The organism is Aminiphilus circumscriptus DSM 16581 (assembly GCF_000526375.1).
Taxonomy (GTDB): Bacteria; Synergistota; Synergistia; order Synergistales; family Aminiphilaceae; genus Aminiphilus; species Aminiphilus circumscriptus.
In genome coordinates this window covers 31,710-57,408 of record NZ_JAFY01000007.1, presented here as the reverse complement: position 1 = coordinate 57,408, position 25,699 = coordinate 31,710, and the positions used below count along the sequence as shown (strand labels likewise).

General features: G+C 62.8%; 22 protein-coding genes and 2 tRNA genes. 7 read left to right on the top strand and 17 right to left on the bottom strand.

Annotated elements, in window-relative coordinates:
* Positions 1–10 precede the first annotated feature (10 nt).
* From K349_RS0110815 to K349_RS0110765, 11 genes are all read right to left on the bottom strand, one after another.
* Positions 11–895, bottom strand: coding sequence for a cell division protein FtsX (locus K349_RS0110815; RefSeq protein WP_029165808.1), 885 nt, complete (start codon positions 893–895; stop codon positions 11–13).
* The gene (locus K349_RS0110810; protein WP_029165807.1) at positions 882–1,577 is read right to left on the bottom strand and encodes a cell division ATP-binding protein FtsE; all 696 of its coding nucleotides are present in this window, start codon (positions 1,575–1,577) and stop codon (positions 882–884) included. Before K349_RS0110810 ends, K349_RS0110815 begins: the two co-directional genes overlap by 14 nt.
* A complete protein-coding gene (locus tag K349_RS0110805; RefSeq protein ID WP_029165806.1) occupies positions 1,577–2,551 on the bottom strand; it encodes a transketolase family protein in 975 nt (324 codons plus the stop codon). Before K349_RS0110805 ends, K349_RS0110810 begins: the two co-directional genes overlap by 1 nt.
* Entirely contained in the window at positions 2,548–3,576 is a 1,029-nt protein-coding gene (locus K349_RS0110800; protein ID WP_029165805.1) for a thiamine pyrophosphate-dependent enzyme, read from the bottom strand. The genes K349_RS0110805 and K349_RS0110800 overlap by 4 nt, the downstream gene beginning before the upstream one ends.
* Complete coding sequence (gene csaB, locus K349_RS17080; protein ID WP_169731346.1) at positions 3,560–4,621, bottom strand: polysaccharide pyruvyl transferase CsaB; 1,062 nt, start codon at positions 4,619–4,621, stop codon at positions 3,560–3,562. Before csaB ends, K349_RS0110800 begins: the two co-directional genes overlap by 17 nt.
* Positions 4,622–4,644: 23 nt before the next feature.
* Positions 4,645–6,624, bottom strand: coding sequence for a DUF5693 family protein (locus tag K349_RS17075; RefSeq protein WP_029165803.1), 1,980 nt, complete (start codon positions 6,622–6,624; stop codon positions 4,645–4,647).
* Positions 6,621–7,247: a Maf family protein gene (locus K349_RS0110785; protein WP_211240364.1), complete on the bottom strand. Its 627-nt coding sequence runs from the start codon at positions 7,245–7,247 to the stop codon at positions 6,621–6,623. The genes K349_RS17075 and K349_RS0110785 overlap by 4 nt, the downstream gene beginning before the upstream one ends.
* Positions 7,232–7,471, bottom strand: coding sequence for a hypothetical protein (locus K349_RS0110780; RefSeq protein ID WP_029165801.1), 240 nt, complete (start codon positions 7,469–7,471; stop codon positions 7,232–7,234). Before K349_RS0110780 ends, K349_RS0110785 begins: the two co-directional genes overlap by 16 nt.
* A gap of 6 nt (positions 7,472–7,477) precedes the next feature.
* The gene (locus K349_RS0110775; protein WP_034265679.1) at positions 7,478–8,311 is read right to left on the bottom strand and encodes an undecaprenyl-diphosphate phosphatase; all 834 of its coding nucleotides are present in this window, start codon (positions 8,309–8,311) and stop codon (positions 7,478–7,480) included.
* A complete protein-coding gene (locus K349_RS0110770; RefSeq protein WP_029165799.1) occupies positions 8,311–9,933 on the bottom strand; it encodes a Na/Pi cotransporter family protein in 1,623 nt (540 codons plus the stop codon). The genes K349_RS0110775 and K349_RS0110770 overlap by 1 nt, the downstream gene beginning before the upstream one ends.
* A 68-nt stretch (positions 9,934–10,001) precedes the next feature.
* Positions 10,002–11,714: a ribonuclease J gene (locus tag K349_RS0110765; protein ID WP_029165798.1), complete on the bottom strand. Its 1,713-nt coding sequence runs from the start codon at positions 11,712–11,714 to the stop codon at positions 10,002–10,004.
* A 637-nt stretch (positions 11,715–12,351) separates the two neighbouring features.
* Here K349_RS0110765 and K349_RS0110760 point away from each other — a divergent pair.
* Both K349_RS0110760 and K349_RS19205 read left to right on the top strand, forming a co-directional pair.
* A complete protein-coding gene (locus K349_RS0110760) occupies positions 12,352–12,810 on the top strand; it encodes a helix-turn-helix domain-containing protein (RefSeq protein ID WP_029165797.1) in 459 nt (152 codons plus the stop codon).
* 98 nt (positions 12,811–12,908) lie between these two features.
* A complete protein-coding gene (locus tag K349_RS19205; RefSeq protein ID WP_157367374.1) occupies positions 12,909–13,376 on the top strand; it encodes a hypothetical protein in 468 nt (155 codons plus the stop codon).
* A gap of 408 nt (positions 13,377–13,784) precedes the next feature.
* On the opposite strand, the gene K349_RS0110750 is transcribed toward K349_RS19205, so the two are convergent.
* The 6 genes from K349_RS0110750 to K349_RS0110720 all read right to left on the bottom strand — a co-directional run bounded on the left by K349_RS0110750 (position 13,785) and on the right by K349_RS0110720 (position 18,042).
* Positions 13,785–13,860: transfer RNA gene (locus tag K349_RS0110750), tRNA-Glu, on the bottom strand.
* A gap of 11 nt (positions 13,861–13,871) precedes the next feature.
* Positions 13,872–13,946: transfer RNA gene (locus K349_RS0110745), tRNA-Gln, on the bottom strand.
* Between the two features lie 389 nt (positions 13,947–14,335).
* Positions 14,336–15,418: a hypothetical protein gene (locus K349_RS0110740; RefSeq protein WP_029165795.1), complete on the bottom strand. Its 1,083-nt coding sequence runs from the start codon at positions 15,416–15,418 to the stop codon at positions 14,336–14,338.
* Between the two features lie 211 nt (positions 15,419–15,629).
* The gene (locus tag K349_RS0110730; protein WP_211240363.1) at positions 15,630–16,658 is read right to left on the bottom strand and encodes a Nif3-like dinuclear metal center hexameric protein; all 1,029 of its coding nucleotides are present in this window, start codon (positions 16,656–16,658) and stop codon (positions 15,630–15,632) included.
* A gap of 131 nt (positions 16,659–16,789) precedes the next feature.
* Positions 16,790–17,149 (bottom strand): Na-translocating system protein MpsC family protein, encoded by a 360-nt coding sequence (locus tag K349_RS0110725; RefSeq protein ID WP_029165792.1) that lies wholly within the window; start codon positions 17,147–17,149, stop codon positions 16,790–16,792.
* 71 nt (positions 17,150–17,220) lie between these two features.
* Positions 17,221–18,042, bottom strand: coding sequence for a FadR/GntR family transcriptional regulator (locus K349_RS0110720; RefSeq protein WP_169731345.1), 822 nt, complete (start codon positions 18,040–18,042; stop codon positions 17,221–17,223).
* A 334-nt stretch (positions 18,043–18,376) separates the two neighbouring features.
* Between K349_RS0110720 and K349_RS0110715 the strand changes: the two genes are divergently transcribed.
* From K349_RS0110715 to K349_RS0110695, 5 genes are all read left to right on the top strand, one after another.
* Positions 18,377–19,702 (top strand): FAD-dependent oxidoreductase, encoded by a 1,326-nt coding sequence (locus K349_RS0110715; protein ID WP_029165790.1) that lies wholly within the window; start codon positions 18,377–18,379, stop codon positions 19,700–19,702.
* Positions 19,703–19,946: 244 nt separating this feature from the next.
* Positions 19,947–21,182 (top strand): CobW family GTP-binding protein, encoded by a 1,236-nt coding sequence (locus K349_RS0110710; protein WP_029165789.1) that lies wholly within the window; start codon positions 19,947–19,949, stop codon positions 21,180–21,182.
* Positions 21,172–23,280 carry an ASKHA domain-containing protein gene (locus K349_RS0110705; protein WP_029165788.1) on the top strand — a complete coding sequence of 703 codons (2,109 nt, stop codon included), beginning with the start codon at positions 21,172–21,174 and terminating at the stop codon, positions 23,278–23,280. Before K349_RS0110710 ends, K349_RS0110705 begins: the two co-directional genes overlap by 11 nt.
* Before the next feature lie 87 nt (positions 23,281–23,367).
* Positions 23,368–24,291, top strand: coding sequence for a hypothetical protein (locus tag K349_RS0110700; RefSeq protein ID WP_029165787.1), 924 nt, complete (start codon positions 23,368–23,370; stop codon positions 24,289–24,291).
* Complete coding sequence (locus K349_RS0110695) at positions 24,288–25,682, top strand: uroporphyrinogen decarboxylase family protein (RefSeq protein WP_084460361.1); 1,395 nt, start codon at positions 24,288–24,290, stop codon at positions 25,680–25,682. Before K349_RS0110700 ends, K349_RS0110695 begins: the two co-directional genes overlap by 4 nt.
* Positions 25,683–25,699 lie beyond the last annotated feature (17 nt).

The following is a 25,699-nucleotide window of genomic DNA, read 5'->3' as shown; positions in this document are numbered from 1 at the left end:
TCCTACTCTACTACATCGGCCGAAGCGCCCGGCGGATGAAGCGCTCCACGGCCATCCAACTGCTGATCCATCCCACCGTGATACCTCCTCCGAGGAGGATGAGTCCCAGCCGGAGGAGCATGGAGGAGTCCCGAAAGAGCTGCACGAAGGGAAGCGTGGCCTCTACTCCCTGCACGAGGGCCTCGTAGCCTCCTCCGATGAGGAGCGACGCGCCGAGAGCTCCCCCCATGCCGAGGAGCATGCCCTGGAGGACGAAGGGCAGCGCCACGAAGGTGGGAGTGGCCCCCACGAGGAGCATGACCCCGATCTCGTCCCGCCTGGAGTAGATGGAGATGCGGATGGTGTTGAAGAGCACCAGGGCGCTTGCCGTGACGGCAATGACGAGGACGAACATGGAGAATCGCGTGGCAAATCGGGAGACCCGGGCAAGCTTGTCCGCCAGACCTCCCGCGTAGATCACGTCATCCACTTCGGGCATGGCGAGGAGTTCCCGAGCCACGGAAGGTGCCGCGACCGCCCGGACGAGCCCGATCTCCAGGCTTGGCGGAAGGGGATTCTCCCCCAGGATGGTAAGGGCCTGGGCATGTCCCTTGAGACGTGCCTTGAGTCGCTCCATGGCTTCCGCCGTGGTGACCCACCGGACAGAGGCGACTCCGGGAATCTTGTGGGCCTTGTCGGCCACGGTCTGGAGCTGCGCCTCGCTCTTGACATAGGCCTGCACGAGGAGTTCGCTCTCCACTCTCGCCACGAGATAGCGGGTGTTCAGCATGAACAGTGCGCTGCTGCCGACGAGAAAGAACACCGCCACGGCGGTGAAGAGCGTGAGCAGCGAGAGTCCCCAGTGACGGAAGAGCAGTCTGTTCGTGTCGCGAAGAATGTACCTAAAAGTCCCCATCCAGCTCGTACCTCCCCCGCTTCTCATCCCGGACCACCCGTCCCATGTGCAGTTCCAACACCCGCTGTCGGTAGGCATCGACAAGAAACTGGTTGTGCGTCGCCATGAGGACCGTCGTTCCCGAGGCATTGATGGAGAGCAGGAGTCGCATGATCTCTTCCGCGGTGTGCGTATCGAGGTTTCCCGTGGGCTCGTCCGCCACGAGAAGGCTCGGAGCGTTCACGACAGCCCTTGCAATGGCGATGCGCTGCTGTTCGCCCCCGGAGAGCTGCGGAGGACGAAGGAAACGGCGGCGCCACATGCCGACTCGCTCCAGCACCTCTCCCGTCCGTTCCTTCACCTCTGCGGGAGGAACGCCGATCACATCGAGCACGAAGGCCACGTTTTCCATGGCTGTGAGATGCGGCAGGAGCTTGAAGTCCTGGAAGACCACCCCCAGATCCCGCCGGTAGAGGGCCAGATCGAAGGCGCTCATCTTCCTGAGGTTATATTCCCCCACCGCGATCTGTCCTTTGGTGGGCATGACTTCCCGCGTGATGAGACGAAGGAGTGTCGTCTTTCCCGATCCCGTCTGTCCCACAAGGTAGAGGAACTCCCCCTTCGGGACCGTGAGATACACGCCATCCAGGGCCAGAATGTCGGGCTCGTACAGTTTCGTCACTCCCGAAATGCGAACATCCATCAGCTTCTCCTCCGCAGAGCCCACACCTGCGCCGCGGCACCGACGATCTGCTGATGGGTCAATGCGTAATATTCGTGCAACTCCCGAGCGCTTCCGCTCTGGCCGAAAACATCGTCCATCCCGACCCGGCGGAGCGGAACGGGGTATTTCTCGCAGAGCACCTCCGCCACGGCGCTGGCGAGGCCTCCGTGTCGGCTGTGCTCCTCCGCGACCACACAGGCTCCGGTGCGACGCACCGAGGCGAGGAGGATCTGTTCGGGAAGGGGCTTGACGCTGTAGCACTCCACCACTTCCGCCTGGACTCCCTGCTTGGCGAGCACCTCCGCCGCTTCGAGAGCCTCGAAGACCATCATACCACAGCAACAGACCGTCACATCCGTCCCCTCTCGGAGAAGCCGTCCGCCCCCGATCGGGAGAGGACGGGAGGAACGGTGTTCCTCCCGGTCCGTCACGTTCCGGGAGGAAACGTCGCACCGCAGGTAGACGGGGCCGGGCATGCGGAGCGCCTCTGCGAGCAGATCTCCGAAGAGGCGCTCGTCCGAGGGAACAAGAACGGTCATGCCGGGAATGCTTCTCGCGAGGGCAAGGTCCTCCACCAGTTGGAAGACCGCGCCGCACTCCCCCCGAAAAAGCCCCGGCGCCGTTCCGAGAAGCACCACCGGCAGGAACGGAACGGCCAGGGCGTTGCGGATCTGATCGTAGGCCCGGGAGAGGAGCAGGGGCATGCCAGGTCCCAGAAGAACCCGAAACCCCTCCAGGGCGAAGCCCGCAGCGGCGAGCACCACCGTCGCCTCCGAGGCGTCCAGAGAAACGTAGGCCTCGGGATGGGCTTCCGCGAAGGCCGCAAGAGTACCGTTCCAGGGGGAGAGCAGCGGAAACGTTCCGTCCACAACAAGCAGACGCTCCACCTGCTCCGCGAGCCCGTCGAGGAGGCCTCCGGGATCTTCCGGGCCTTTCATTTCGGGATACTTCACAAAAATTCCTCCTTCCCGGAGGAGTTGAAAATGTCCCTGCGGAACGACGCATCTTCCGGGGCGCTCTCCTCCGGCGAGGCAGGGGTACCTCCGCCGCCTCTTCTCTCCAGCTCCCGCAGGGCACTGTCGAGACGGGGGCGAGAGAAGAACGGACGCTCCTCCGAAGCGGCATTCCGGTTTTCTTCGGTGGAGACGCCCTTCCCGTAACGGGTCCGGAGAAACAGCACTCCCGGAACGCCGCAGGGTTCGCCTTGTTCGGAAGAAACGGCCGTCCCGTCTTTTCGTTCCGGAGCGGAAAGCGCCGCAAATCCCTCTTCAAGAGAGGCGAAGTCGTGCCCGTCTCCGACAGTTGCTTTCCAGCCCAGGTCGCGAAAACGCGACGCAAACCGCTCCATCTCTTCATCCCTGCACGTTTCGGTCTTTCCGTTCCAGCCGGGGGAGTTCACGAGCACCCGGAAACCACCCAGAGCATCGTCTCTGACGGCGACGCGGGCCGCATCCCAAACACATCCTTCCCGCAGCTCCTCCAGATTCATGCAGCAGAACACCGCCGGCACACACGAAGCGGTCTCCTCTCCGGACATCCCGGAGGCGGAAAAAGCGCCACCGCGCCGCCGCTTCCCGAGGGCCATGACCATGCCGAGGGCGATTCCCAACCCTTGGCCGGGAGGACCGCCGGGGGCGTCCACCCCGGGAGTCCTTCCCGGGGAAGGCATTCCCTGGAGCACTGCTCCCAGGCGGGAGAAACTCCACAGTTCGTCCCGGGAGAAAAATCCCTTTGCCGCAAGCACCGCGTAGAGAGCGGGCCCGCCGAGACCATCGCTCAGGACGAACCGGTCTCGAAGTGGATTTCCGGGATCCGCCGGAAACGTGCGGAGCACCTTCCAATAGAGGTACACCAGAATGTCCACAAGAGAGAGGGCCAAAGCAGACCGCTCGCTTCTCGCAAGGGAAACCATGCGCACCACATCCTTGCGGATCTCCAGGGCCGTTTCCTCCAGGAAATGTCTACATCTGTCGTCCATCGCCGGACCCCACCCCCAACAGGTTCCACGCTTCTTCAAGGCGTTCCGCCACTTCCTCGGCTCCGCTCTTTGTACCACAACGGCAGGGCTCTGGAAACGGTATTTTTCCTTCCCCGTACCAGCAGGCCATGTCCCGGCTCCGGGCAAAGGCCTCCACCTTGGGGTCGTAGGGGATGGCCGTGACGGCCCGGCAGAACATGACCGAAAGCATCACGAAATGCAGGCGCATCCCCACGGCAAAACGCCCGGCGCACCAGGCTCCGGAGGCGTCGCCCAGGGAGCGCACCCGCAGGATGTGGCGACAGGGAAGGATCCCCTGGGTCGTGAAGGAGGTGAGCAGTTCCTCGTCTTCCCTGGCGAGGGCCACACCCACCACGGGAAGCGAATAGGCCCGGGCCAGTTCGGCGCAGGCCAAAGCAGCGCGCAGGGGAAGTTCGTCCTTCCAGGGACGGAGATTCACCAGAAGGGCCTCCTCGCCAGGACATTTCTGCACGTCGAGAGAAAGCACCGGATCGGGAACGAGCGTTCCATCGAGGTTCCACGCACGGAGCAACTCCAGGGAGGGCTCGTCCCGAACGCCTCGGTAGACGCAGAGACGGAGCGCGTTTTCAGTCAGTCTCGCCGCGGCGGACCTCCTGAAGGGACCGACGGACTGCCCGAATGCCCACGGGCGGCACCCCGCCCGTGCGGCCAGGCGCACCACCGCCCAGTAATAGAGACAGGAGCGCAAGCTCGTGGCATCCTGAAACAGCCCCCCACCACCCAAAAGAAGGGTCTCACTCTCCCGGAAGGTCTTCCACAGGGAGGCGAAACTCCAGCGCCGCGCACAGGCCACACCGAACTCTTCCGTGCTCCGGGAGGGATCCGCGGAGAGAAGCACCATCCGCTCCCGGGGGATGCCGAGAAGCTCCAGACGACGGATCAACGCCGCCGCGAGCAGCTCGTCTCCGAGATTTCCGAAGCCATAGTAGCCCGCCAGAGCCACGTCGAACCGACGGCGCGGCCTCGTCTCCTTCCGCGAAGCGTGCTCCCCACCGTCCATCATGGAACTCTGTTTCTCCGGCGTGGTCACTCGAAGAAGGCCCCTCGGGCGTGCCGCCATAGGGGGAAGGCAACCCAGCGGAACAGCGCCGCCAGAACCGCGCCGAGGAGAAGTCCTGCCCAGAGACCGTTCCCCACCCGCAGAAGAGTGAAGAAGATCGGCGTGTGGAAATGGCAGAAACTGTTCAGCGCCGAGGAGAAAGCGAACACCGAGGCAAGACGCAGCGCCTCGCGGTAGTCGGGCCAGATATCCATGCGCCGCACCACGTACCAGAGAACCAGCGCGGGATAACCGATAAAGAGTTCCTTGTTCCTGGGACGGGCCACCAGAAGTCGCTCCAGGGTGTCCCGGAGCGTCACTTCCCAGCCGGGAACGAGGTTCACGTTGTCGCTCCGGAGAGCCAGAAACGCAGCGCCCAGGAGCATAACGCCGATGAGCGCCAGCTCGCCCCACCGGGAGGGGCGCCTCAGGACCTCTCCCAGTGACTCCGGATGCTCGCGCCGCTTCAGATCGTGAAAGAGAATCAGCGCGGGCGGAAGCAGCAGGGTGGCCTTGACCCCCGAGAAGGTGAGGAGGCGGAGCATGTAGAGCGGAACGCCGTAGAAGGCCGCGATGGACAGCCCTCCCGAGACGAGCACGAAGACAGCCTGGACGATCCCCAGATGAGGCTTCCGCCAGCCGTCCAGCGCGAAGAGGGTGGCATCGGTAACCACTGCGACGGCACAGAGTGCGCCGAGCATTTTCGTCAGAAGGGGCACCTTCCACGCCGCCGCGCCGAGGCCGAAGGCGAGCAGGAGAAGCACCACGAAGCCGAAGGGGCTGAGCACGCTCTCCTCGGAGCGGCGCAGGCGCCAGAGATAGTTCATGCCGCAGAAGACAAGGAGAAGCGCGCAGGCGACGGCGGCGAGGAGGGACTGTCCCCACCGGCCGTAGGTGACGGGCCACCCCGTCTCGTATCCGCCGTTCCTGAGCCCCTCGCCGATGCAGCGCACATCGTCCTCGAACTTGAGGAAGCGCTCCCCCGATTCGAGGAGATAGGGACGCAGCAGGAGAAGGCGCACCGACCGCTCCTTCGCGGCACGGAGCATGCGCTCCACCATGACGCCCCGGGACACGCGCTTGCTCAGCACCTCGTCCTGGGTAACGCTGTGCAGCGGCAGGAGATCCGGAAAGACATGCCAGTCCAGCGCCGCACCACCGAGCTGCCGGGAAAACTCCACCTGGGCGGCGGCGAGTTCTTTCTCCTTCAGCAGCGCCGCCAGAGGCAGCAGGTCCGGATAGCCCGCGACGACGGCCCCCGAAGGAGCGATGCAGCGGATCTGGGCGTTCGCCTCCACCACGCCCCGGACTAGGGCGGCCACGTGCTCGGCAAGAACACCCGGCGCCATGGCGGGACGATAGACCACCGGCACGGCCAGGCGGCGTGTTCTTGCGAGCCCCTCCAGGTCGGGGAGAACCCCCGCGGCGAAGAGATCCGCGAAGGACTGGGGCAGCACGAGGATGTGCCCCGCCGCGTTCCGCACCGAGACGAGCTCCGGGAACTTCAGGCGGGCGAACTGTTCGGCCTCCTCGGCCAGATCCTCCTCGCCCGAAGGAATCCAGAGCGTTCCCCTGTCGGAGGGCAGGGATTCCAGAGAAACCGGAGCGGGCACCTCGGCACCCCCCGGCGCCGCGTCCTCAGAAAGCCCTGAAGCAAGTGCCGCTTTACGGACTTCGAGTGGAAGCTGGGCCAGAGGGCCGTACCAAAGAGGAAGCGGCCCCTGGGCGAGTTCCTCGCCGGTGAACTCTCCCACGAGAAATCCCGTGAACCCCACCACCTGGAGCCGGGACAGCGCCGCTTCAAAGGGGAGGTGCTGTTCGAGGCTCATGGCCTTCACGTCGCGATATTCCGCGAGAATGCCCACTTTCCGGCGCCCCATCTCCGCGCTCCACCGGGGAATGAGCCCCTGGAAGGCGAGGGAGAAGGCCAGACCGACGGCGAGAAAGAAGAGTATGCGTCGATTCACGGCATTGCCTCCATTCTCCATTGCTGGGACAGGTTCCATCCGCACTCGTCAAGAAGGACACTGAGGCGATGGAGCGGAAGACCCACCACATTGAAATAACATCCCGAAATGCGCTCCACGAGCAACGCGCCATGTCCCTGGATCGCATAGGCGCCGGCCTTGTCGTCCCCTTCGCCGGTGGCCGCGTAGGCATCCACCGCCGCGTCATCCAGGGGGCGGAAAGTCACCTGCGTGGACTCCAAAGCGGAACGTTCGCACTCCTCTCCGACGAGCGTGATGGCGGTGAGGACCGTGTGCTCCCTTCCCGAAAGCGTCCGCAGCATACGCCGTGCGTCGTCCCGATCCCGAGGCTTGCCGAGCACCGCCTCTCCGAGCACAACCACCGTGTCGGCCCCGAGAAACACCACCCCGGCACACTCCCCTTCCCGACGCATTCGGTCGGCCACGTCCCTCGCCTTGGCCGACGCCAGCCGGAGCGCCATGGCTCCCGGCGTCTCACCATTCCGGGGCGTCTCATCCACCTCGGCGACCCGAACCTCGAAGCTCCAGCCGAGTTCCCCGAGCAACGCCCTCCGGCGGGGGCTCGCCGAGGCCAGCACCAATTTTCTCACCGGACCAGCCACAATCCAACCACCCCTCCCAGAAGCGTTCCCAGATTGATCTGAAGAAAAAACTTGAACCCGAAGACGGCAAAGATCAGATCCACCGTCTCCACATGCAGCCCCGGAGCGGCAAGAGTTCGGAAATACGGGGCCAGGAGGGGAATCCGTTGACAGAAGATTCCGAGCACCGTTCCGAGAATGGCCGTCAGAAGCAACAGGCCCCAGGTACGCCGCGTCGCCGCCATGGCACTTCACAGCCTCCCCGTGAGAGAAAGCACCATCGCACCGCTTCCGAGAAGCGCGCAGTAGAGCGCGAACCAGCGAAGTCGCCCCTCCAGAACCACCCGCCGGAGCACCACGAGCGCCGCGTAGCCCGAGAGGAAGGCCACGAGAACTCCCGGCAGCCACCCCTCGGGAAGATCCGCCAGGAAAGCCGTCATTCCGCCCAGATCGCGCACCTGCAGCAGTGCCGCTCCGGCGATGGCCGGCAGAGAAAGCAGAAAGGAGAAGCGGAACGCCTCCTCCCGGGAGAGCCCCAGAGCCTGCCCCGCCACGATGGTGGAACCCGATCTGGAAATTCCCGGCACGGCGGCCAGCCCCTGCACGAGCCCGACCCAAAGCCCGACACCGACGGAGGTCCTCCGGGTCGTCGCGCCCCCAGGGCCGGTCTCCCCGGAGGGCCTCCGCCCCGTGCCAAATTCCAGGAGCGACGCAGTGACCAGAAGGGCGCACCCCACGGCAAGGGGTGAGGCGAAAAGACGCTCCACCGTGCTTTTGAGGGGAAGCGCCACGGCCACCGTGACCAGCGTTCCCGCAAGCACCGCCCATCCATAGTGCCAGCCGGGACGCTCCCGCCGGGGCGGAGAGAACCACCCTCCAAACCAGTCCGCCGCAACGACGCAAAGCTCTCTCCGAAAGAAGAGGAGCGTCGCCGCCATGGTCGCCACGTGCAGCAGCAGATCGAAGGCGAGCGAAGGCTCCCGCCAGCCGAGGGCGGCCTGGGCGAGCACCAGGTGGGCGGAGCTGCTCACGGGAAGGAATTCCGTCATACCCTGGAGCAGACCAAGAAGGATCTCGTGCCACATCAGGACGCAGCCTCCTTCTGGCGGATCTTCGCCATGTCGAGGGAGATGAAAGCCAGGTTGTGGGCGTGATCGCCGATGCGCTCCAGATTGCTCAGGATGTCGATGAAGACCACTCCCGCGTCGGGAGAACAGGCCCCTTCGTTGAGGCGCTGGATGTGGCGTTTCCGCAGGCGCTTTTCCATGGCGTCGATTTCGGGCTCCAGAGCCTGGGCCGCCTTGGCAAGGCGTGGGTCCTCGTCGGCGATGGCTTCGAGACTCGCCTCGAAGGCACGGATCGCCGTGTCGATCATCTCTTGGAACTCCTGGATTCCCATCGCGGAGAACTTAACACCGTGCTCGATCTTGTACTCGAAGAGCTCGATGAGATTCTCCGCGTGGTCTCCCACGCGCTCCACATCCCCCACGCCGTTCACGTAGGAGGAAAGCAGCATGGAGAGATCCTCCGGAAGAGTCCGCCAGACGCCTGCGGCGTAACGGGCGATCTCGCGGTTGAGTTCGTTCACGACCTTCTCCGTCTGGTACACCTCCTGAACCATCTGGACGTTTTCCTCCAGGAAGGCCCGCCGTACATTCATGAGCATCTCCTTGGCGAGATGTCCCATGCGGACCAGCTCCTTGCGCACCGCGTCAACCGCCGCCGCGGGCGAGGCATCGATGAGCTTGGGGTCCAGATAGCGGGGCCCCATGTCGAGAACGCTGTCGTCCCCGGGGATGAGGCGCTGCACGAGGCGTACGAAGGGCGAGACGAAGGGAAGAAAGAGACAGGTGTTGAGAGAATTGAAAAGGGTGTGGGCGTTGGCAATCTCCCGGCTCGGATCGGCGGAGGTGAGAAGAACCAGGTGTTTGAAGGGTGTCAGGAACACGAGGAAGACCATCACGCCGATGAGATTGAACAGCACATGGGCCGCCGCAGCCTGTTTGGCCGCCCGTTTGGACCCCAGAGAGGCAAGGACGGCGGTGATGGTGGTCCCGATGTTGTCCCCCAGCAGAATGGGAATCGCCGCGTCCAGGCCGAGCAGGCCCTGGGAGGTCATGGCGATGGTCAGTCCCACCGTGGCCGAACTGGATTGGACAACCATCGTGAGAAGCGTTCCCGCGAGGACCCCCAGAACGGGGTGGTGGCTGAAGGTGAGAAAAAAATCCTTTCTGTCCCGGAGAAAGGACATGGCCGCCTCCATGTTCTGCATGCCCAGAAAGAGCAGGCCGAACCCCACCATGCCGTTCCCCGCGTAGCGCTGATGCTTGGTGCGTCCGAAAACCGCGAGGATCATGCCGATTCCCACGATGGGCAGCGCGAAGTCCTTGATCTTGAAGGCGATGAGCTGGGCGGTCACCGTGGTGCCGATGTTGGCCCCCATGATAACCCCCACGGCCTGTTTGAGCGTCATGAGTCCCGCGTGGACGAAGCTCACGGTCATCACCGTGGTGCCGCTGCTGCTCTGAATGAGCACCGTCACGAGGGTCCCCACGATGACCCCCCGGACGGGCGTACTCGTCAGCGAGGCGATGAGACGCCTCAACCGATCTCCCGCAAGATCCTGAAGAGATTCCCCCATGAGCTTGATGCCGAAGAGAAAAAGCCCCACTCCTCCGAGAATCTGGAACCAGCCTGCCGTCGTCACGGAATTCCCTCCAGATCTGAAAAACCTCTACGTGCGCGCCCGGGCGCGGGCGCGCACGGCGGGCACGCCTATTCCTCCAGAACGGTCACGAGAGGAACCACCACCGGTGCGGAGCGGGCATAGCCCTTCATGACGCCCCGCACGCGAGACCGGATGCCCTGGGCGACGTCTTCGAGAGAGCGTTCCTTCTTCTTCGCCGCAGCCTCCGTCGCGGCGAGAACCGCCCCCTCGATCTGCCGGTACAGCTCCCGGGCATCCCTGAAATGGACGCATCCCTGGCTCTCCACGGTGGGGCCGGCCTTGACGCGGAAGGCCCGATCCACTACCAGGGAGACCGCGAGCACTCCCTCCTCGGCAAGTTCCCGGCGTTCCTTGAGGAGACTTCCCTCCATCTCCCCCAGCGCAATGCCGTCCACGAGAATCGACCCGGAGGGAACGGAATCCCGGACCTGGGCCTTGTCCGGAGCAATACGGAGGACCTCTCCCACATGGAGGACGAACACGTTCTTGCCGAGGACACCCATCTCCTCCGCGAGTTGGGCGTGACGCACCTGGTGCCGGAACTCGCCGTGCACGGGCACGAAGTACTTGGGACGCACCATGCTGAGCACGAGCTTCAGCTCCTCCCGCGCGGCATGTCCCGAGACATGGACTTCCTTGTCCTGTTCGTAGATCACCTCGCAGCCGCAGGCGAAAAGACGGTTAATAGTGCTGCTCACCAGCTTTTCGTTGCCTGGAATGGGCGTGGCGTTCACCACCACGAGGTCCTTCGCGCCCAGGTTGAGAAAACGGTGTTCCCCCTTGCTCATGAGCACCAGGCCCGAGAAGGGCTCGCCCTGGCTTCCCGTGGTGAGCACCGCCACACGGTTCGCGGGATGGCTGTCCACCTCCTGGAGCGGCAGGAACACCTCGTCCGGAGCCGTGATGTATCCCAGTTTCCGGGCCAGTTCCACGTTGTTGATCATGCTCCGCCCCAGCAGTGCAATGCGCCTGTTGAAGCGGATCGCCGTGTCGATTGACTGCTGCACCCGGTGCAGATTGCTCGCGAAGGAAGCCATGATGATCCGCCGCGTCTTGTGGAGCCGGAAGATATTGTCCAGGGTCTTCCCCACGACCCGCTCCGACGGCGTGAATCCGGCGCGCTCCACGTTCGTCGAGTCCGAGAGCAGGAGGAGCACACCCTTTTTACCCAGTTCCGCAAAGGCGTTGTAGTCGGTGAGCCTTCCGTCGATGGGGGTGGGGTCCAGTTTGAAATCTCCCGTGTGCACCACCGTTCCCAGGGGCGTCTCCACCGCGAGTCCCACGCCGTCGGGAATGGAATGACACACGGAGATGAAACGCACGGTGAAACATCCCAGCGCGAGTTCATCCTCGGCCCTCACCTCACGAAGATCCGCGTCGAAAGCGGGCAGTGCCTCCTCCAGCTTGTGCTCCACCATGCCCAGGGTCAGTTTCGTCCCGTACACGGGACACTCCAACTTGGGAAGCACGAAGGGAAGCGCCCCGATGTGGTCCTCGTGGCCGTGGGTGAGAATGAGTCCCCGAATGCGGTGCTTGTTGTTCTCCAGATACGTGATGTCGGGAATCACGAAATCGATGCCCAGCATCTCCTCGTCGGGGAACTTGAGTCCCGCATCGATGACGAGCAGATCCTCCCCGTACTCCAGGACATGCATGTTCTTGCCGATCTCCCCGAGACCCCCCAGAGCGAAATAGCGCAGTTCCTCTCCCGCGGCGGATTTTCTTCGAGGCCGTCGCCGCCTCGTGCGTGCATTACCCATAGACCCTCCTGTATTCCCGGTGTGTTCGTCCTGCGGTTCTCGAAAAAAACACCGCTCTCGTCCGTTTCTCTACGTTCCGAAGGGCGATGCGGCTCCGGCAAGGGAGCCCTGCTCCGCCCCGATCGTTCCTCGTCGTTTTCTCTTCCGTGCCGGGCACCATCCGTAACGCGGGATGCCCCCGACGGTTGACTCGGACACACCAAAAGGGGAGGGTGACCCCAGGTCACCCTCTCCACATTGTGTCCCGACGAAGTGATTGTACCACAGAAGCCTCTTCCAAAAAGCCCGAAACCGTCCGGTCCGGATTTCTCCGCCGAAACACCGCACCGGCGCGGTGAAATGCCGCATTCCCCCGGATGCCGCACCTTTTCGAGAAACACCTTTCGGGCGTCGTTCGTCGTTCAACTGTATGTTTCCCGAAGATGGAACACGACCACCTCGCCTCACCAGCTCTGTCCTGGCATGATTCATGAGTACAAATGCTCCTCATTGGCCCCTTCATGTGATATTATTCTCTTGCTTGTAGGCAACAGCGATTTTATAAATCAAAATTTTATATATTTTAAATTTATTTCCAATGTAAACTTTCTCCCAGGAGGAAATCACGCACGAGAGTCTTTTGGAGGTGATGCCACAGATGTCGGTTGAGAAGAGACTGAAAGAGCTTCGGATCGCGAACGATCTCTCTCAAAAGGAAATGGCCGAGATACTCGGGGTCTCCTTGAGCGGGTATCAGAATTACGAGCACGGAGGAAGGGATATTCCCACTTCCGTTCTCGCTCGTGCAATGAAAAAGTTCGGGGTTGATGCAAACTGGCTTTTCGGGGAAGTCCCGAGGGAACAGGGGGGAAAGGGAACGGGCGAAACCGCCACGCCCACAGAACAATCTCTTTCCGCAATGGATTTCGAGACGTTCATTCGGTGGGTTGCGGCGACGCATCCGGACATAGTGCTTCACCTTCGCAGCATTCTACAGAACCGCGACAAGCTGACCGAAAGGGACAAACGCTTCCTCATGGACAGCATCGCCATCGCGGTGGGAAGAACGGACGACACGATCAGAGAACGCATGAATTTTGCCGAAAGGAGTGTTTGAACAACAAATATTGTGGCCGGAAGAGGAGATCGAACTGGAAAAGGCCGCGAGGGTTTCAAGGGATTTGGGGCTTTAGCCAATAAAAGGAGAGTGCGTCCATGTCAAAAAAAATAAAAAGCAAAAGATTATTCCAAACAAATCTTCAAAGCATTGCAACGTCTTTCTGCGAAACAATACCCTCAATAATTTATTTATTAAAAATTAAAGAAGTGAGGAATTTATTTTATATATTTGTCGTGGTATCTGTTTATTTTTTAGCGCTTATTTCATTAGAACACGAGAGCACATTGATATTTGCCATAAATTATTTCAGAGAACCAGAAAATTTATATTTGTTTATTGCACATGGCATGTTATTTACATCCTTTTTTGCTAGTATTCATGCTACAATGACTCAAAAAAACAATATTGATGGACACACATTTCATCAAATAGCTTCAATTATTTTACTCGTATTTTATAATATTTTTACTACTGAACAAATTCCAGTTATTGGTAAATTTATTGTAATATTTGGTATTATTTATTCAATAATATATATGAATATATCTGCATCACGGAAATAATTGGCAAGCTTTAATGCTTTATTGGGAAGACCTTCCAAGAAGCCTACGCGAGAGTGCCGGAATGAGTCTTACCAAAGCGCTTGCCTACGCCCGCGTTTCCACCACGAAACAGAAACTCCGGGGGCTCAGCATTCCAAGGAAGGACAAACGTTATTCCCGGGTGTTGTCCAAACCCATTCTTCGGGGAATGGTAGACAACGCCAAGAAGGGCTTCTTCAGAAGGACAGGGAAGAGGCGGCGGAGTTCATTCAAGGACTCGTGCGGGAATCGGAACCGGAAGCGCTGTGTCGGTTCCTGAAGCGCCTTGACTTCCAGATACGAATAAAGCCGGACAAGTCTGTGACGATCACAGCTAATCCGGCTTATCTCGTTTCTGAAACGGTTTCTCGGTTCGCAGCAAGGAAAATTTGGCAGTCCCTAGGGGATTCGAACCCCTGTTACCGGGCTGAGAACCCGGCGTCCTAGGCCTCTAGACGAAGGGACCGTTTGCCGTGCTGGCTGGGGAACGTGGACTCGAACCACGACTGCCTGATCCAGAGTCAGGTGTCCTGCCAATTAGACGATTCCCCACCATTCCCCCCTGTGCGGAACGCCTCCGAAGAGACAGCGCCGCACTACGCGAGGCATTCTAGCAGGGATTTCGGGATGTCGCAAGGGGGCGATATAAATTTTCAAAAGTCGGAAAAGTCAGACTATCTATAAACCTCCCTGCGGCGCATCGAACGGGTCGCGCTCTCCCGAAAAGCTGCATCTTTCGAACAAGTCCGGACGCAACGTGACGCTTCCAGCGCGGTGAATTCGTTTTTCCCGGTGCTCTTGCGGAAAAACAACAAGCACAATAACGTGGATCGCCGTAACGGTCCCATGCCTTTTCATCAGACGAACGCCCCAAAACACACCAGCGCACCCCGAAAAGACCGGAGCGCGCTGGTGAGGCCGGAGGAACGAGGACTCCGTTCTTACACCAACAGCGGTGTGAGCAGCGACGCCACAGCCCCCGCGGTGATAACGCGCATGACCGCACCGAGGACGGCGGCCCCCATGGCCTCTTTCTCGGTGAGGTCCGTGCACTCGGACCAGATGGTGGGAATCTGGCCGAAGATGACCGAGAAGGGGAAACCCGAGGCGCTCAGCACGAAAGAGCCGATGACGAGATTCGGAGGGAGCGTGGCCGCCACGTCCTTGAGCTGGGCCATGGCCAGCGTGGGCGATGCGAGAAGAGCCACGGTCCCCGTGGCGGGGTCGATGTTGAGGAAGGTGAGCATCGCCGTGAGCCCCTTTTCGATGTACGCCCAGGCTCCCACGAAATCGAGGGCGCCGATGAGCGCAAAGACCGCCGCCGCCGCGGGAATGATGAGGAGGAAGAGCAGCGACGCCCCCTCCTTCGCCGCGCCGAAAATGGTCTGCAGAGGATCCGTCGTGGGGGTGAACCGGGGCAGGTCGTCGAAGGGGACAGATTTGGTGTTCCGCCAGAGGGTGAGCCGCAGGAGCCAGGGGACCACCACGAGAGGAGCGAAGACCGCGATGAGCACCACGAGATAGGCCTTGACACCCACGGCCGTGAGCGCGACGAGCCCGAACATGAACGTGGAAAAAGACTGTTGAGATTGAACCATGGTGGCGATGGCGATCTTCTGCTCGTCCTTCGTCGCGCCGGCCTTGACGAGGATGGGTCCGGCGATGCGTCCCGCCGCGTTGATGTCACCCAGGATGTTGTACACCGAGGGAATGATCACCGCGCCGTTGACGCCGAGAATCTTTGCCAGGGGAACGAAAATATGCATGAGTGCGTCGGTGAAGCCGCAACGTTCGAGAATGCGCCCCATCATCACGCTGCAGAGAATTGCCGTCCCCACGCTTCCCGTGAGGTAGACCTTCACCACGATGGGCATGGTCTTGTCCACCATGGCGTTGAAGAGCCCCGCAATGCTCTTGGGGTTGACCACCAGGAGCACCAGGGAGATGCCCACGAGGGCGAGCCCCAGTATCTCGATGCCGCCCAGGTTTTTCTTGCTTCGGATCTCCTCCTGCATGTCGGTCATGCTCCTTTCCTTCCGCGCTGCGCCCTCTCCGCGAAGCGTTCCTTCTCCGTCCGCCGACGCGGCGGTATCGAGATGTCCGCGAAGCTTTCGCCGTCTTTTCGGCGTCTCTCTTCCGCTCCGCCTCCGACGTGTCGCACGCTCTTCCTCTCACCCCCCGAAACCGTTCCCTCGCAGAGGGGCATTCCGCCCACCCCCGTCTACCGCCGGCACGTCAGCGCCCCGGCGCGGCGTTCCGTCTTTCCAGATGCTCCCGGGCCATGCGCTCTCCATAGCGCCGCATTTCCTCCGAGCCGAATCCGAACACGGGAATGCTGGTGGTCCGCTCCCGGAAGATGCGGATGTCCAGGTCGGGGAGCAGATCCTGCAGCGCCACCGCCAGGGGAAGTCCGTTTTCGTAGATCTCCATGGCGTGGGTATTGCCGCACACCACGTTCAGTCCCAGCTCCCTCGCCACGGCGAGCAGGGGGCTTCCGGGAAGAATCCGGCTGATGGAGGCGATCACCGTGTTGACCTCGGGGTGTTCCTCCCGGGCCTTCTGGAGGTGTTCCGGCGAAAATCCCGTGTGGGGAAAAATGTGGAGAACCTTTCCGAGGGACGTCTCGGGAGTTCCGAGGAGAATCTGTCCTTTCGCGCAGGAACAAACGTCCCCCATGTCGTCGCAGTGCCGGAGGGTTCGTTCGTAGTCGGCGAGTTCGCAGTAGAGGTTCACCCCCATGAGATGGTCCAGGCGCTGCACCACATCGCCGAGAGTCCGCACCTCCGGCAACGGATCCCCCACGAAAAGCACGTTGCCCGGCACGCCGCCGTAGGCGATCTCCGTCCGGAAGGGGCGATGCCCGTGGAGCCAGGGAATCCCCGGATGCAGCCCGTGAAAGACCTCGTGCACCTCGATGAGGGAGAGGCCGTAGAGGTCGAAATAGTTCCGGATGGTCACGCCCCCCGCGTTGGCGCCGTCCGCGACGGGATGGTGCGCCACGAGACAGTCCGCGTTCGTGGCGGCAGCCAGCTCGATGGCGTTCTCCGTGAGCGTCATGAGCACCGCCACCCTCCGCACTGGCCGGTCCGGGCTTCCCCAGACCAGGCCTGGCAACTCCGTCACCGCCTTGCCTGGAATGTCCGACGTCTTGGTCACCACGAAATGGTTGTTTCCGGACAGGTCCTCCGCGCCGCGCACGAGACGGCCCCCCGTGATGACCTGAAGCGCGTCGAGGACATCCCGCACGATTCTGCACCGCTCCACAATGAAACACCTCCCCGATTTCGGCAGACAAAAAAAAGACCGCAGGACCGCTGCCGGAAGGGTTTCCCCCCCGACGGCGGGCCAGCGGTCGTCAGGCTATCCTCGTCGGATCTCCCTCTGCCTGCTGCCCCTTACAACGACACGATCACATCCAGAACGGGCTCCGCAAAGACGATGAGCATGCACGCCAGTTCGAGATCCGGATCGTAGTCCTTCAGAACGGCGGTGACGCGGATCTTCAGATCCTTTTCCACGGCGGAACGGATACGACTTTTGTACTCGTCGAGCAGTGCGTTGTCGATGAGTTTCGTCGCCCCGCGGTCCTTGACGAAGAGCGTGGCCAGCGCCTTCACCCTCTGGTTGCTCGCCAGCACGAGCACCTTGTCGTCGATGACATGTACCTTCTGCCAGCGGAGTCCCAGGCCGAACATCTCCTGGTTCACCGCATTGTTGATGCGCATGATCTCTTGTTTGAACTCACCGGGCTGCATACGATGCCCCCTGTAACTCCTCAGAAAGAGTTGTGCAAACCACAACAACACTCATCAATGATGATGATACTTTACGAAATGGTCTCTTCTTTGTCAAGAGTGCAAACCGGTTGAATTTTCTCGACATCGCCCTCGTGCTCCGAAAAAGCACCCCGGTCTTCGTCGCCTCTTTCCTCCGCAAGGGCCTCCACCGCGCCGATGATGTAGCCGAGGTGGCGCAGCAGCGCCTTCTCCGCCTCATCCGGGTCCCGGCGGGCGATGGCCTCGGCAATGGCCCGATGGCCGTTCTCCTGGAGCAGCGCGTCCCGTCGTTTCCGAAAGGACATGGTCATGGCGAGGAGATCCTTGTCTCGGAAGATCAGGTCCAGCGCCGCAGCGAGCACGCGATTTCCTCCGGCCCTTGCGATGGCCTGGTGGAATTTCCGGTCCACCACCGCCACATGCTCTCTCGACACATGCTGTGACGTGTCGAGGATGGCCGCGAAGGTGGCGATTTCCTCCATCTCCTGCTCTTTCGCCCGTTCCGCCGCGAGGCGGCAGGTCTCCCGCTCGATGGCACGCCTCGCCACGAGCACTTCGATGATCTTCTCCGGCGCATCGCAGGAAAGCTCGTCCAGAAAGCGCCTCGCCGCCACCTCGCGCCCCTCCCGTTGCTGTCGCTCCTGCACCAGGAGCCTTCCACGCTCGGAAAGAACGCGCCCCTTGTTGCTCTCCTGCTCCAGAAAGCCCTCTCCCTCCAGTTCGGCCAGAAGACGCCCCGCCGAGGCGGGACTCATGGACACTCCTTCCGCGGCAAGGCGCTCCGCAAAGGCCGCCGCGCCGATGGGACGTCGGTGCGCGGCGATCACGGAAAGGCCGAGTTCCCGGAGAGAATTTCTTTCCAAACCTCTCACGACCCTCTCCTCCTCTTCCGGACAGGCTTCCACCATCCCCGGCGTCGAAGCTGCACCCGGTCCGGAGTCTTTTTCCGCAGGCATGCCTGCGAGCGACGGGGAATACGTTTTTTCGGACATTTTTCACGGTTTGTCACGATCCATTGTAGCCTCCACTCCTCAAACTTGACAAGATTTGCGTTTTATATGAAGATCTACACAAATCAAAATTGATGAGTGAGTTCCTCGCCAACGCCGCCCGAAAAGACGAACCGATGCGGCAACGTCCGCAGCCCCAAACAGCCCGGTCGACGCGAGAGGGACACAACACTCCACGAAAGGGGATTCGCACATCATGAAAACAGGTCGCATCGTCGTCGTCGGTGGAGGCTGGGGTGGCTGTGCCGCCGCCTTGGCAGCGGCAAGAGCGGGAGCGGAGGTAACCCTCTGCGAGCGCACGGACATGCTCCTCGGAACGGGTCTGGTGGGGGGGATCTTCCGCAACAACGGACGCTTCACCGCCGCGGAGGAGATGACCGCCCTGGGAAGCGATGTCTTCCTCCTCATGGATGCCTGCGCACGCCACACGAACGTGGCGTTCCCCGGACACGCCCACGCAAGTCTCTACGACGTGTACCGCATGGAACCGGAGATACGGAGAGCGCTGGAGAAGGCCGGCGTGAACGTGCGCTGCCGCGCCTCCGTGTCGGACATCCGCATGGAGGAAACGTCCGGCGACGGAAGCGCCGCCCCCCGGAAACATATCTCCGCCGTGCGCCTGCGGAGCGGCGAATCCATCGAAGGAGATGCCTTCGTGGACGCCACGGGGACCTCCGCCACGCCCGCCAACTGCAACCGCTACGGCAGCGGCTGCGCCATGTGCATTCTGCGGTGCCACACCTTCCTCCCCCGGGTAAGCCTCACCACCAAAGCAGGCGTGGAGGAGTGGGACGGTTGCCGGGAAGACGGCACACCCGGGGCGATGAGCGGCTCCTGCAAACTGATGAAGGATTCCCTCGCTCCGGAGATCCGGAAGGAGCTGGAGGAACGGGGCGTCTGCATCGTTCCCATTCCCGCCTCTCCGGACACACGCGAGAAAAAACTCTCCCTCAAGGCCTGCCAGCAGTACGCTCTGAAGGAATTCGCGGAGAACGTGGTCCTGCTTGACACGGGTCCCGCCAAGCTCATGAGCCCCTACTACCCCCTCGACCTGCTCCGGACAATTCCCGGGTTCGAAAACGCCCGTTTCGAGGACCCCATCGCGGGAGGACAGGGAAACTCCATGCGCTACTTCGGCTTCGCCCGCTGCACCGTCGCCATGCAGGCCCGGGGACAGGTGGACAATCTCTTCTGCGCGGGGGAGCGCGGAGGCGCCATGGTGGGACACACCGAGGCAGTGGTGACGGGAGAACTGGCGGGACACAACAGCGTCCGCAGAGCCCTAGACATGCCGCTTCTCACGTTCCCCACCTCCCTTACCGTAGGAGACTACATCGAATCCGTAACGGCCATGATGGAGACCGAGGAGGGACGGCGAACGAAATTCACCTTCTCCGGCTCGGTCTACTTCGAGCGTATGCGGCGCCTGGGCCTGTACTGTACGGACCCGGAGGCGATCCGGCGCCGGGTGGTATCCTCCTCGTTCGCGGGAGTGCTGGCGCAACCTCTGCTGCCGCGCTAGGCGCATTCCGGCGGAGGTCTATCGGGAGCTGGCTCCACCTCCGTTGCGTTTGGCTTGACAATCCAAGGCCGGAAAAACCGGAGGCGGTTTTTAGAGTGCACAAAAAAAAGTCCCTTTGGCGCTATGATGGTGTTCGGAAACGCCGTTTCGGGAACGCGGTCCGGAGGTACCGCCGCGTTCCCGTCATCCCGCCGCGCAGGATCGGCCCGGCGGAAACCGCACAGAACATGCGGGAGGAATGGCCATGTCCGCACCATGCAGCGTTTTTCTCCTCACGGGATTTCTCGGTAGCGGCAAGACTACGGTGCTGCGGCACCTCCTTGAGACCCTTCCCGGAAAAACCGAAAGGGAGGGGCCTCTGCGCTGCGGCGTGCTCGTCAACGAATTCGGCAAAGTGAGCATCGACGGCCCTCTGCTCCGGAAGGGACGAGCGCAGGTCCCCCTCTGGGAGATCAATCGGGGGTCCATCTTCTGCTACTGCGCCAAGGGGGATTTCTTGCGCACGCTGCTCACGGACGTGCGACACAGCGCACCGACCCTTCTCCTGGTCGAGGCCAGCGGTGTCGCGGACCCCACCGACCTAGAGCGGGACTTCGCCCGGCCCATCCTCTCCCCTCTCTACCGGCTGGTGCGGAACATTTGTGTCGTGGACGCCCCTCGCTTCGAGGAGACGCAGGACCTGTTCCCCCTGGTGAGCAAACAGGTCCTGACCGCACATCTTTTGCTGGTCAACAAATGCGACCTCCTCTCCCCAAACGAACGGGAGCGCCTGGGGCAACGTCTTCGGAAACTTAATCCCGCGGCGGCGCTCCGCTTCACCAGCTTCGCCGCGGCGACGCCCGGCTGCGACCTCGTTTCCTGGGACGACCTCTTCCCCGCTGCCGATGAGGCTCCGCACGCCACCGGAAAGCGCCTGCCCTTCCGGGACGAGCCGAAAAACGGCGGAGAGAACGACAACGCGCTTCCGCCCCTTCCCTCGGAGGAGGAACTCGAAATCCTTCTCGACCGCATTCTCCAAGACCCGGAGGGCTCCCTTGGCCCCTCGGAGTTCTTCTCCCAAACCGTGTACTGGAAAAGCGACGAGAGCGGCGACAACGACGCCGCCGAACCGGAGGGATCCGTCCGCTCCGGAAAGGACCTCTTCGAAAAAGAGCACTCCGGCAGCGATGCGCCGGACGCAGAACAGAAAACACCGCTCCCCGAGGGACCCGGAAAACTCCCGCTGCGTTTCGAGCGGCTTCTCCGGTCCCTGCCCGCCGACCTGGTGCGGGGAAAGGGGTTTCTCCGGGATTCGGCGGGACGCCTTCTCCATTACGACCAGACCGGAAGCACCTGGAGCGTGAAACCCTATGACGGCCCCCTTCCTCCGGGGCTGGGGGAGCGAAACTGTGCCGTCTTCATCCGCCGCCGGAGGGACCACCGGGAAATTCCCCGGCTCTTCGCCGACGTCGGCCTGGAGGTGACGGATCATGTGCTCTGACGACGCGAGCACGGGAGCAAAGACTGGACGAAGCGAAGGAGAGGGACGGATCGCACGTCTGGAGATTCGCCTGACCGGGGAAACCTTTGTCGCGGAGGTGGCCGTACCGCAACTTCTCGGGAATGCCCTCGCCTGTGCGGGCTTTTCCCTCGAAATGCCCTGCGGCGGGCAGGGGCGGTGCGGCAAATGCCGGGTTCGTGCGGCGGGCGCCCTTTCGCCCCTGGAGACCGCTTCCGCCGCGTCTCTCGGAGAGGACTCCGGCATCCCCGCCATTGTCGCATCCCCTTCCGTCGAAGAAGCGAATTCCGGTGAGACGCCCTCCCCGGTCCCCCGGATCGCGCACACCCTCGGCGAAACCGCCGCATACCCAGACCCTCCGGTCACACACACCCTCGGCGAAACAGAGCCCCCGGGCTCTTCAGACGCCCCGGGCGAACTCCGGCTCGCCTGCCGAACCGTGATGGAGGGGGACTGCACGGTCTTTCTTCACGCAGAGGAAAGCACCGGGCATCTTTCCGGACATCCCGCCCGCCTGTGCAGCGCCATCGCGGAACGGAACAAAAACTCCCCGGACCTTCTTCCCCTTCCCGAAGGACTTCTCGCGGAGTGCGCCACCACGGCGCTTTCCCTCTCCTGGAAGGCGACGGAACAGGAGGAGGACGTCCGTGCGGCGCTTGCCCGCACGCTCGCCAATGCGGGATTTTCCCTCTCCGACGCAGAGCGCCGCAGCGCGCTCCAGAACGCCCTGCGGGCCTGGGCACCCGGAAAAGATCTCGCCGTCTCGGTCCATCGCCGCCGGGGACGGACCTGGCTCACCTCCGGCGGTGAGGAGCTCTGCGGCGCCGCCTGCGACCTGGGGACCACCACCGTGGCGTGCCGCCTCTTTCGCCTTCGGGACGGAGCGCTTCTGGCCACCCGGTCCGGAAGAAACCTCCAGAGCCACTTCGGCGGCGACGTCATCGCCCGCATCGCCGCCGCGACGGCGCACGACCCGGACGACCCCGGAAAAGACACCCCTTTTTCCCGGCTCCAGCGCCTCGCCGCGGAAACGCTGGAGACCCTCCTGCTTCAGGCCGCCCGGGACGCGGGAATCGCTCCCTCCGCAGTGAGCGAGATCGTCTGCTGCGGCAATTCCGCCATGCATGCTCTGCTCTACGGTTACCGACCGGTCTTTCTCTCGCGTCTTCCCTTTCTTCCGGCGGAGAAAATCTCCTCCGAACTGCCCGGAGCGGACCTCGGACTCCACGCCTTCGGCCGGGCGTCGGTGCGCTTTCTGCCCCTCGTCGGCGGCTTCGTGGGGGGCGACACGACGGGGCTGCTCCTGGCGACCCGAACCCTCCTGCCTCCGAAAAGACGGCGACTCCTCCTGGACCTCGGCACGAACGGGGAGATCGTCCTCCAGTGGGAAGAGCGCCTCCTCGCCTGCTCCACCGCGGCGGGGCCGGCCTTCGAGGGTGGCAACATCTCCTGCGGCATGCCCGCCACGGAAGGCGCCGTCATCGGGGTGGAACGCACCGACGAGGGATGGTGCTGTACCGTCGCGGGCGGCGGAGCACCTGCGGGACTCTGCGGCTCGGGACTTCTCGATGCCCTGGCGGTGCTCCGGGGCTGGAATCTGGTCGCGCCGGACGGACGTCTCGTTTCCCCCGGTGAGGCTTCCCCCCAGTTTCGCCCTCTTCTCTCCGGGGACACAGGCGGAAACAACCGGGGCATCGAGCTGGCGAAGGGAGTGCGGCTCACCCAAAAGGACATCCGGGAGTTTCAGCTCGCCAAGGGCGCTGTCCGGGCCGGAGCGGAGCTGCTCCTGGAAAAAGTGGGGGGCGCATGGAGCGACCTGGAGGAGTGCATCGCTGCGGGAGCCTTCGGCAGCTCCCTGAAGCCCGAATCCCTGGTCGCCACGGGACTCCTTCCTCCCGAGACGGCGGAGCGCATCACGCCCCTCGGCGGCGGCGCGGGGGAGGGGTGCCGCCTGGTCCTCCTCGGCGGAGATCCTCTTTGGAACGAGGCGTGCCGCCTCGCCGCGGCGACGGACCACGTGGACCTGGGGGGACATCCCCGCTTCCAGGATACCTTCGTGCGCTTTCTCCCCCTCGCCTGAATTCCGCTGCGATACCGCGGCGAGGGACTGCGACCCGTTCGTTTTTTGGAGAAGTCCTCACCTCTTTTCGGGAAAGGAGGCGTTTTCATGCCGGTTCTGCGGCACATTCCCCTGACCTTCACCGCCGAGGCGATCCTCCGCATCGCCGGGGGAGCGCGCAACGCATCACGCGGCGCATCGTTCTCAGGAGCCGGAGAGCCCTCTTCCGGAAGCCTCCGACGGTTCTCTCCGGAGCGACAGGAGAAGTTCCGCCCGCTCGCGGAGGAGATGCGCGCCCTCGCTCTCACCTGCGCCGCTCCTGCCGCAGCCTGGGAGCGCTACGCCCTGGAGGACGTGGCAAACGACACGGGAACGGTGACGCTCTGTGCGCGCCCCCTTGCGGACCTCCGCGACGACAAAAGCGATGCCGCTCCTCCGAAATGCGGAGAACCTCCCTTTCCGGAACGGACGGAAGAATCTGCGGACAACGACGGGGCACCCCGCCTCTCCCTCGTTCTCGGGGAGAGCGCCACCTATCTTGACGGAGCGGCCTATGTCTTCGCCGCCGTCACCACCATCGGGCCGGAACTGGAGAGGCGGCTCGCCGCCTTCCAGGCCGAGGGCGATCTCCTCCGGGCCTACTTTCTCGACGCCGCGGGAGTGCTCGCCCTGGAGAGCGTCGCCGCAGCGCTGCGGCGCCTCGCCAAGGACCGCGCCGCCGGAGAGGGCCGCACTCTCTCTCCAACCATCCTCCCTGGCTCGGCGCCGGGGTGGTCCGTGGAAGGACAAGAGGCGCTGCTCCGTCTCGCGGGGGGCGACCGCCTGGGCATCACCATTACCGAGGGAGCCATGCTCCGCCCCCTCATGTCGGGGTCGTTCCTCCTCGGCGTGGGGGACTTCGCGGGCAAAAAACATCCCGCCACGCTCTGCCGGAGATGCGCACGCTACGAAACCTGCCTTTGGCGCCAGGTGGAGGGTGAAACATCCGAACCGGAGGAACCCTGTGACAACACCAGAGAGGAGAAGACATGATGACGACGGGAAAAGAACTCGTGTTGCGGGCATTGCACTTCGAACCGGTGGAACGCACCCCCTGGGTCCCTTTCACGGGGGTCCATTCGGCTCGGCTTCTCGAACAGGACGCGACGACCTATCTTCAAGACGCCTCCTCCATCGTTCGGGGAGTGACCCTTGCGGCGGAGCGCACCCTCGCCGACGGCGTCTGCTCCGTCTTCGATCTCCAGGTGGAGGCGGAAGTGCTGGGATGCCGCCTCAAGTGGTCTCCGAACAATCCTCCCGCCGTGGCCTCCCACATCCTGGAGGAGGGGAAGGCCCTGGCGGACCTGCCCGCCCTCGCCAAGGACCAGGGACGTATTCCCCTGTGTCTTGAGGCAACCCGGGAACTCGTCCGCACCATCGGAGACCAGCTCGCGGTCTTCTCCCTTCTCTGCGGTCCCTTCACGCTGGCGCTCCATCTGGCGGGACAGTCCTTTCTCACGGATCTCATCGAAAACCCCGAGTACGCCCAGGAAGTCCTCCGCTTCTGCAGCGACACATCCTGCCGCCTCGCAGCGTGGTATCTCGAGACGGGATCACCCGTGGTGGCCATCGTGGACCCCATGACGAGCCAGATCTCTCCCCGCCACTTCCGGAAGTTCGTCGCCCCCTGCCTGGAGCCGGTTATCGCCACCATCCGGGAGAAAGGCGGCATCGCCTCGCTCTTCTGTTGCGGCGACGCGACAAAGAACATCGAACTCATGATGCAGTGCGGTCCCCATGCCGTCGCCTTCGATGAACAGGTTGACCTGGCGCTGGTGCGGAACCTGGCGAAAAAGCACCACGTGAGCTTCGAGGGAAACATGCCCCTCACCACGACGCTGCTCTTCGGCTCGCCCCTCGAATGCGCCCGGGATGCGGCGACGCGGCTCGACATCGGCGGCAAGGAAGGCTACATTCTCTCCCCCGGCTGCGACCTTCCCTTTCACACGCCCCTGTACAATCTGGAGGCGGTGGGACGGTTCGTCCGCTTCGGCGAACTCCCCCAGGAAACGGCGGGATTCGTCTCCCTCGAACAGGCCCTGAGCGCCGCGGACGAGAGCGGAGAGGAGCTACAGCCGGTGGAGATCGTCCCCGGAAGAGTTTTCATCGAGATCGTCACCCTCGATTCCGAGGGGTGCGCTCCCTGCCAGTACATGTGCGAGGCCGTGCGGAGCGTGGAAAAACACTACGGAAAGCGGCTTCTCTGGCGGGAGACGCTCATCAAGAGCCTCGCGGGAATCCGCCGCACCCAGAAACTGGGGGTCTCCACCCTCCCCACGCTGCTCATCAACAACGAAATCGTCTTCGACAACCTCGTTCCCACCCGGGAGGAACTGATCCGGGAGATCGACCGCCGTCTTTCGGGACCACAGGAAGAGCGCTGAACGAATCCGGCTGCGCA

Excerpts from the sequence above, each read along its gene's own strand:
- K349_RS0110815 (WP_029165808.1), bottom strand. The coding sequence starts at position 895 with ATGGGGACTTTTAGGTACATTCTTCGCGACACGAACAGACTGCTCTTC.
- K349_RS0110810 (WP_029165807.1), bottom strand. The coding sequence starts at position 1,577 with ATGGATGTTCGCATTTCGGGAGTGACGAAACTGTACGAGCCCGACATT.
- K349_RS0110800 (WP_029165805.1), bottom strand. The coding sequence starts at position 3,576 with ATGGACGACAGATGTAGACATTTCCTGGAGGAAACGGCCCTGGAGATC.
- csaB (WP_169731346.1), bottom strand. The coding sequence starts at position 4,621 with ATGATGGACGGTGGGGAGCACGCTTCGCGGAAGGAGACGAGGCCGCGC.
- K349_RS0110780 (WP_029165801.1), bottom strand. The coding sequence starts at position 7,471 with ATGGCGGCGACGCGGCGTACCTGGGGCCTGTTGCTTCTGACGGCCATT.
- K349_RS0110775 (WP_034265679.1), bottom strand. The coding sequence starts at position 8,311 with ATGTGGCACGAGATCCTTCTTGGTCTGCTCCAGGGTATGACGGAATTC.
- K349_RS0110765 (WP_029165798.1), bottom strand. The coding sequence starts at position 11,714 with ATGGGTAATGCACGCACGAGGCGGCGACGGCCTCGAAGAAAATCCGCC.
- K349_RS0110760 (WP_029165797.1), top strand. The coding sequence starts at position 12,352 with ATGTCGGTTGAGAAGAGACTGAAAGAGCTTCGGATCGCGAACGATCTC.
- K349_RS19205 (WP_157367374.1), top strand. The coding sequence starts at position 12,909 with ATGTCAAAAAAAATAAAAAGCAAAAGATTATTCCAAACAAATCTTCAA.
- K349_RS0110740 (WP_029165795.1), bottom strand. The coding sequence starts at position 15,418 with ATGACCGACATGCAGGAGGAGATCCGAAGCAAGAAAAACCTGGGCGGC.
- K349_RS0110725 (WP_029165792.1), bottom strand. The coding sequence starts at position 17,149 with ATGCAGCCCGGTGAGTTCAAACAAGAGATCATGCGCATCAACAATGCG.
- K349_RS0110715 (WP_029165790.1), top strand. The coding sequence starts at position 18,377 with ATGAAAACAGGTCGCATCGTCGTCGTCGGTGGAGGCTGGGGTGGCTGT.
- K349_RS0110710 (WP_029165789.1), top strand. The coding sequence starts at position 19,947 with ATGTCCGCACCATGCAGCGTTTTTCTCCTCACGGGATTTCTCGGTAGC.
- K349_RS0110705 (WP_029165788.1), top strand. The coding sequence starts at position 21,172 with ATGTGCTCTGACGACGCGAGCACGGGAGCAAAGACTGGACGAAGCGAA.
- K349_RS0110700 (WP_029165787.1), top strand. The coding sequence starts at position 23,368 with ATGCCGGTTCTGCGGCACATTCCCCTGACCTTCACCGCCGAGGCGATC.
- K349_RS0110695 (WP_084460361.1), top strand. The coding sequence starts at position 24,288 with ATGATGACGACGGGAAAAGAACTCGTGTTGCGGGCATTGCACTTCGAA.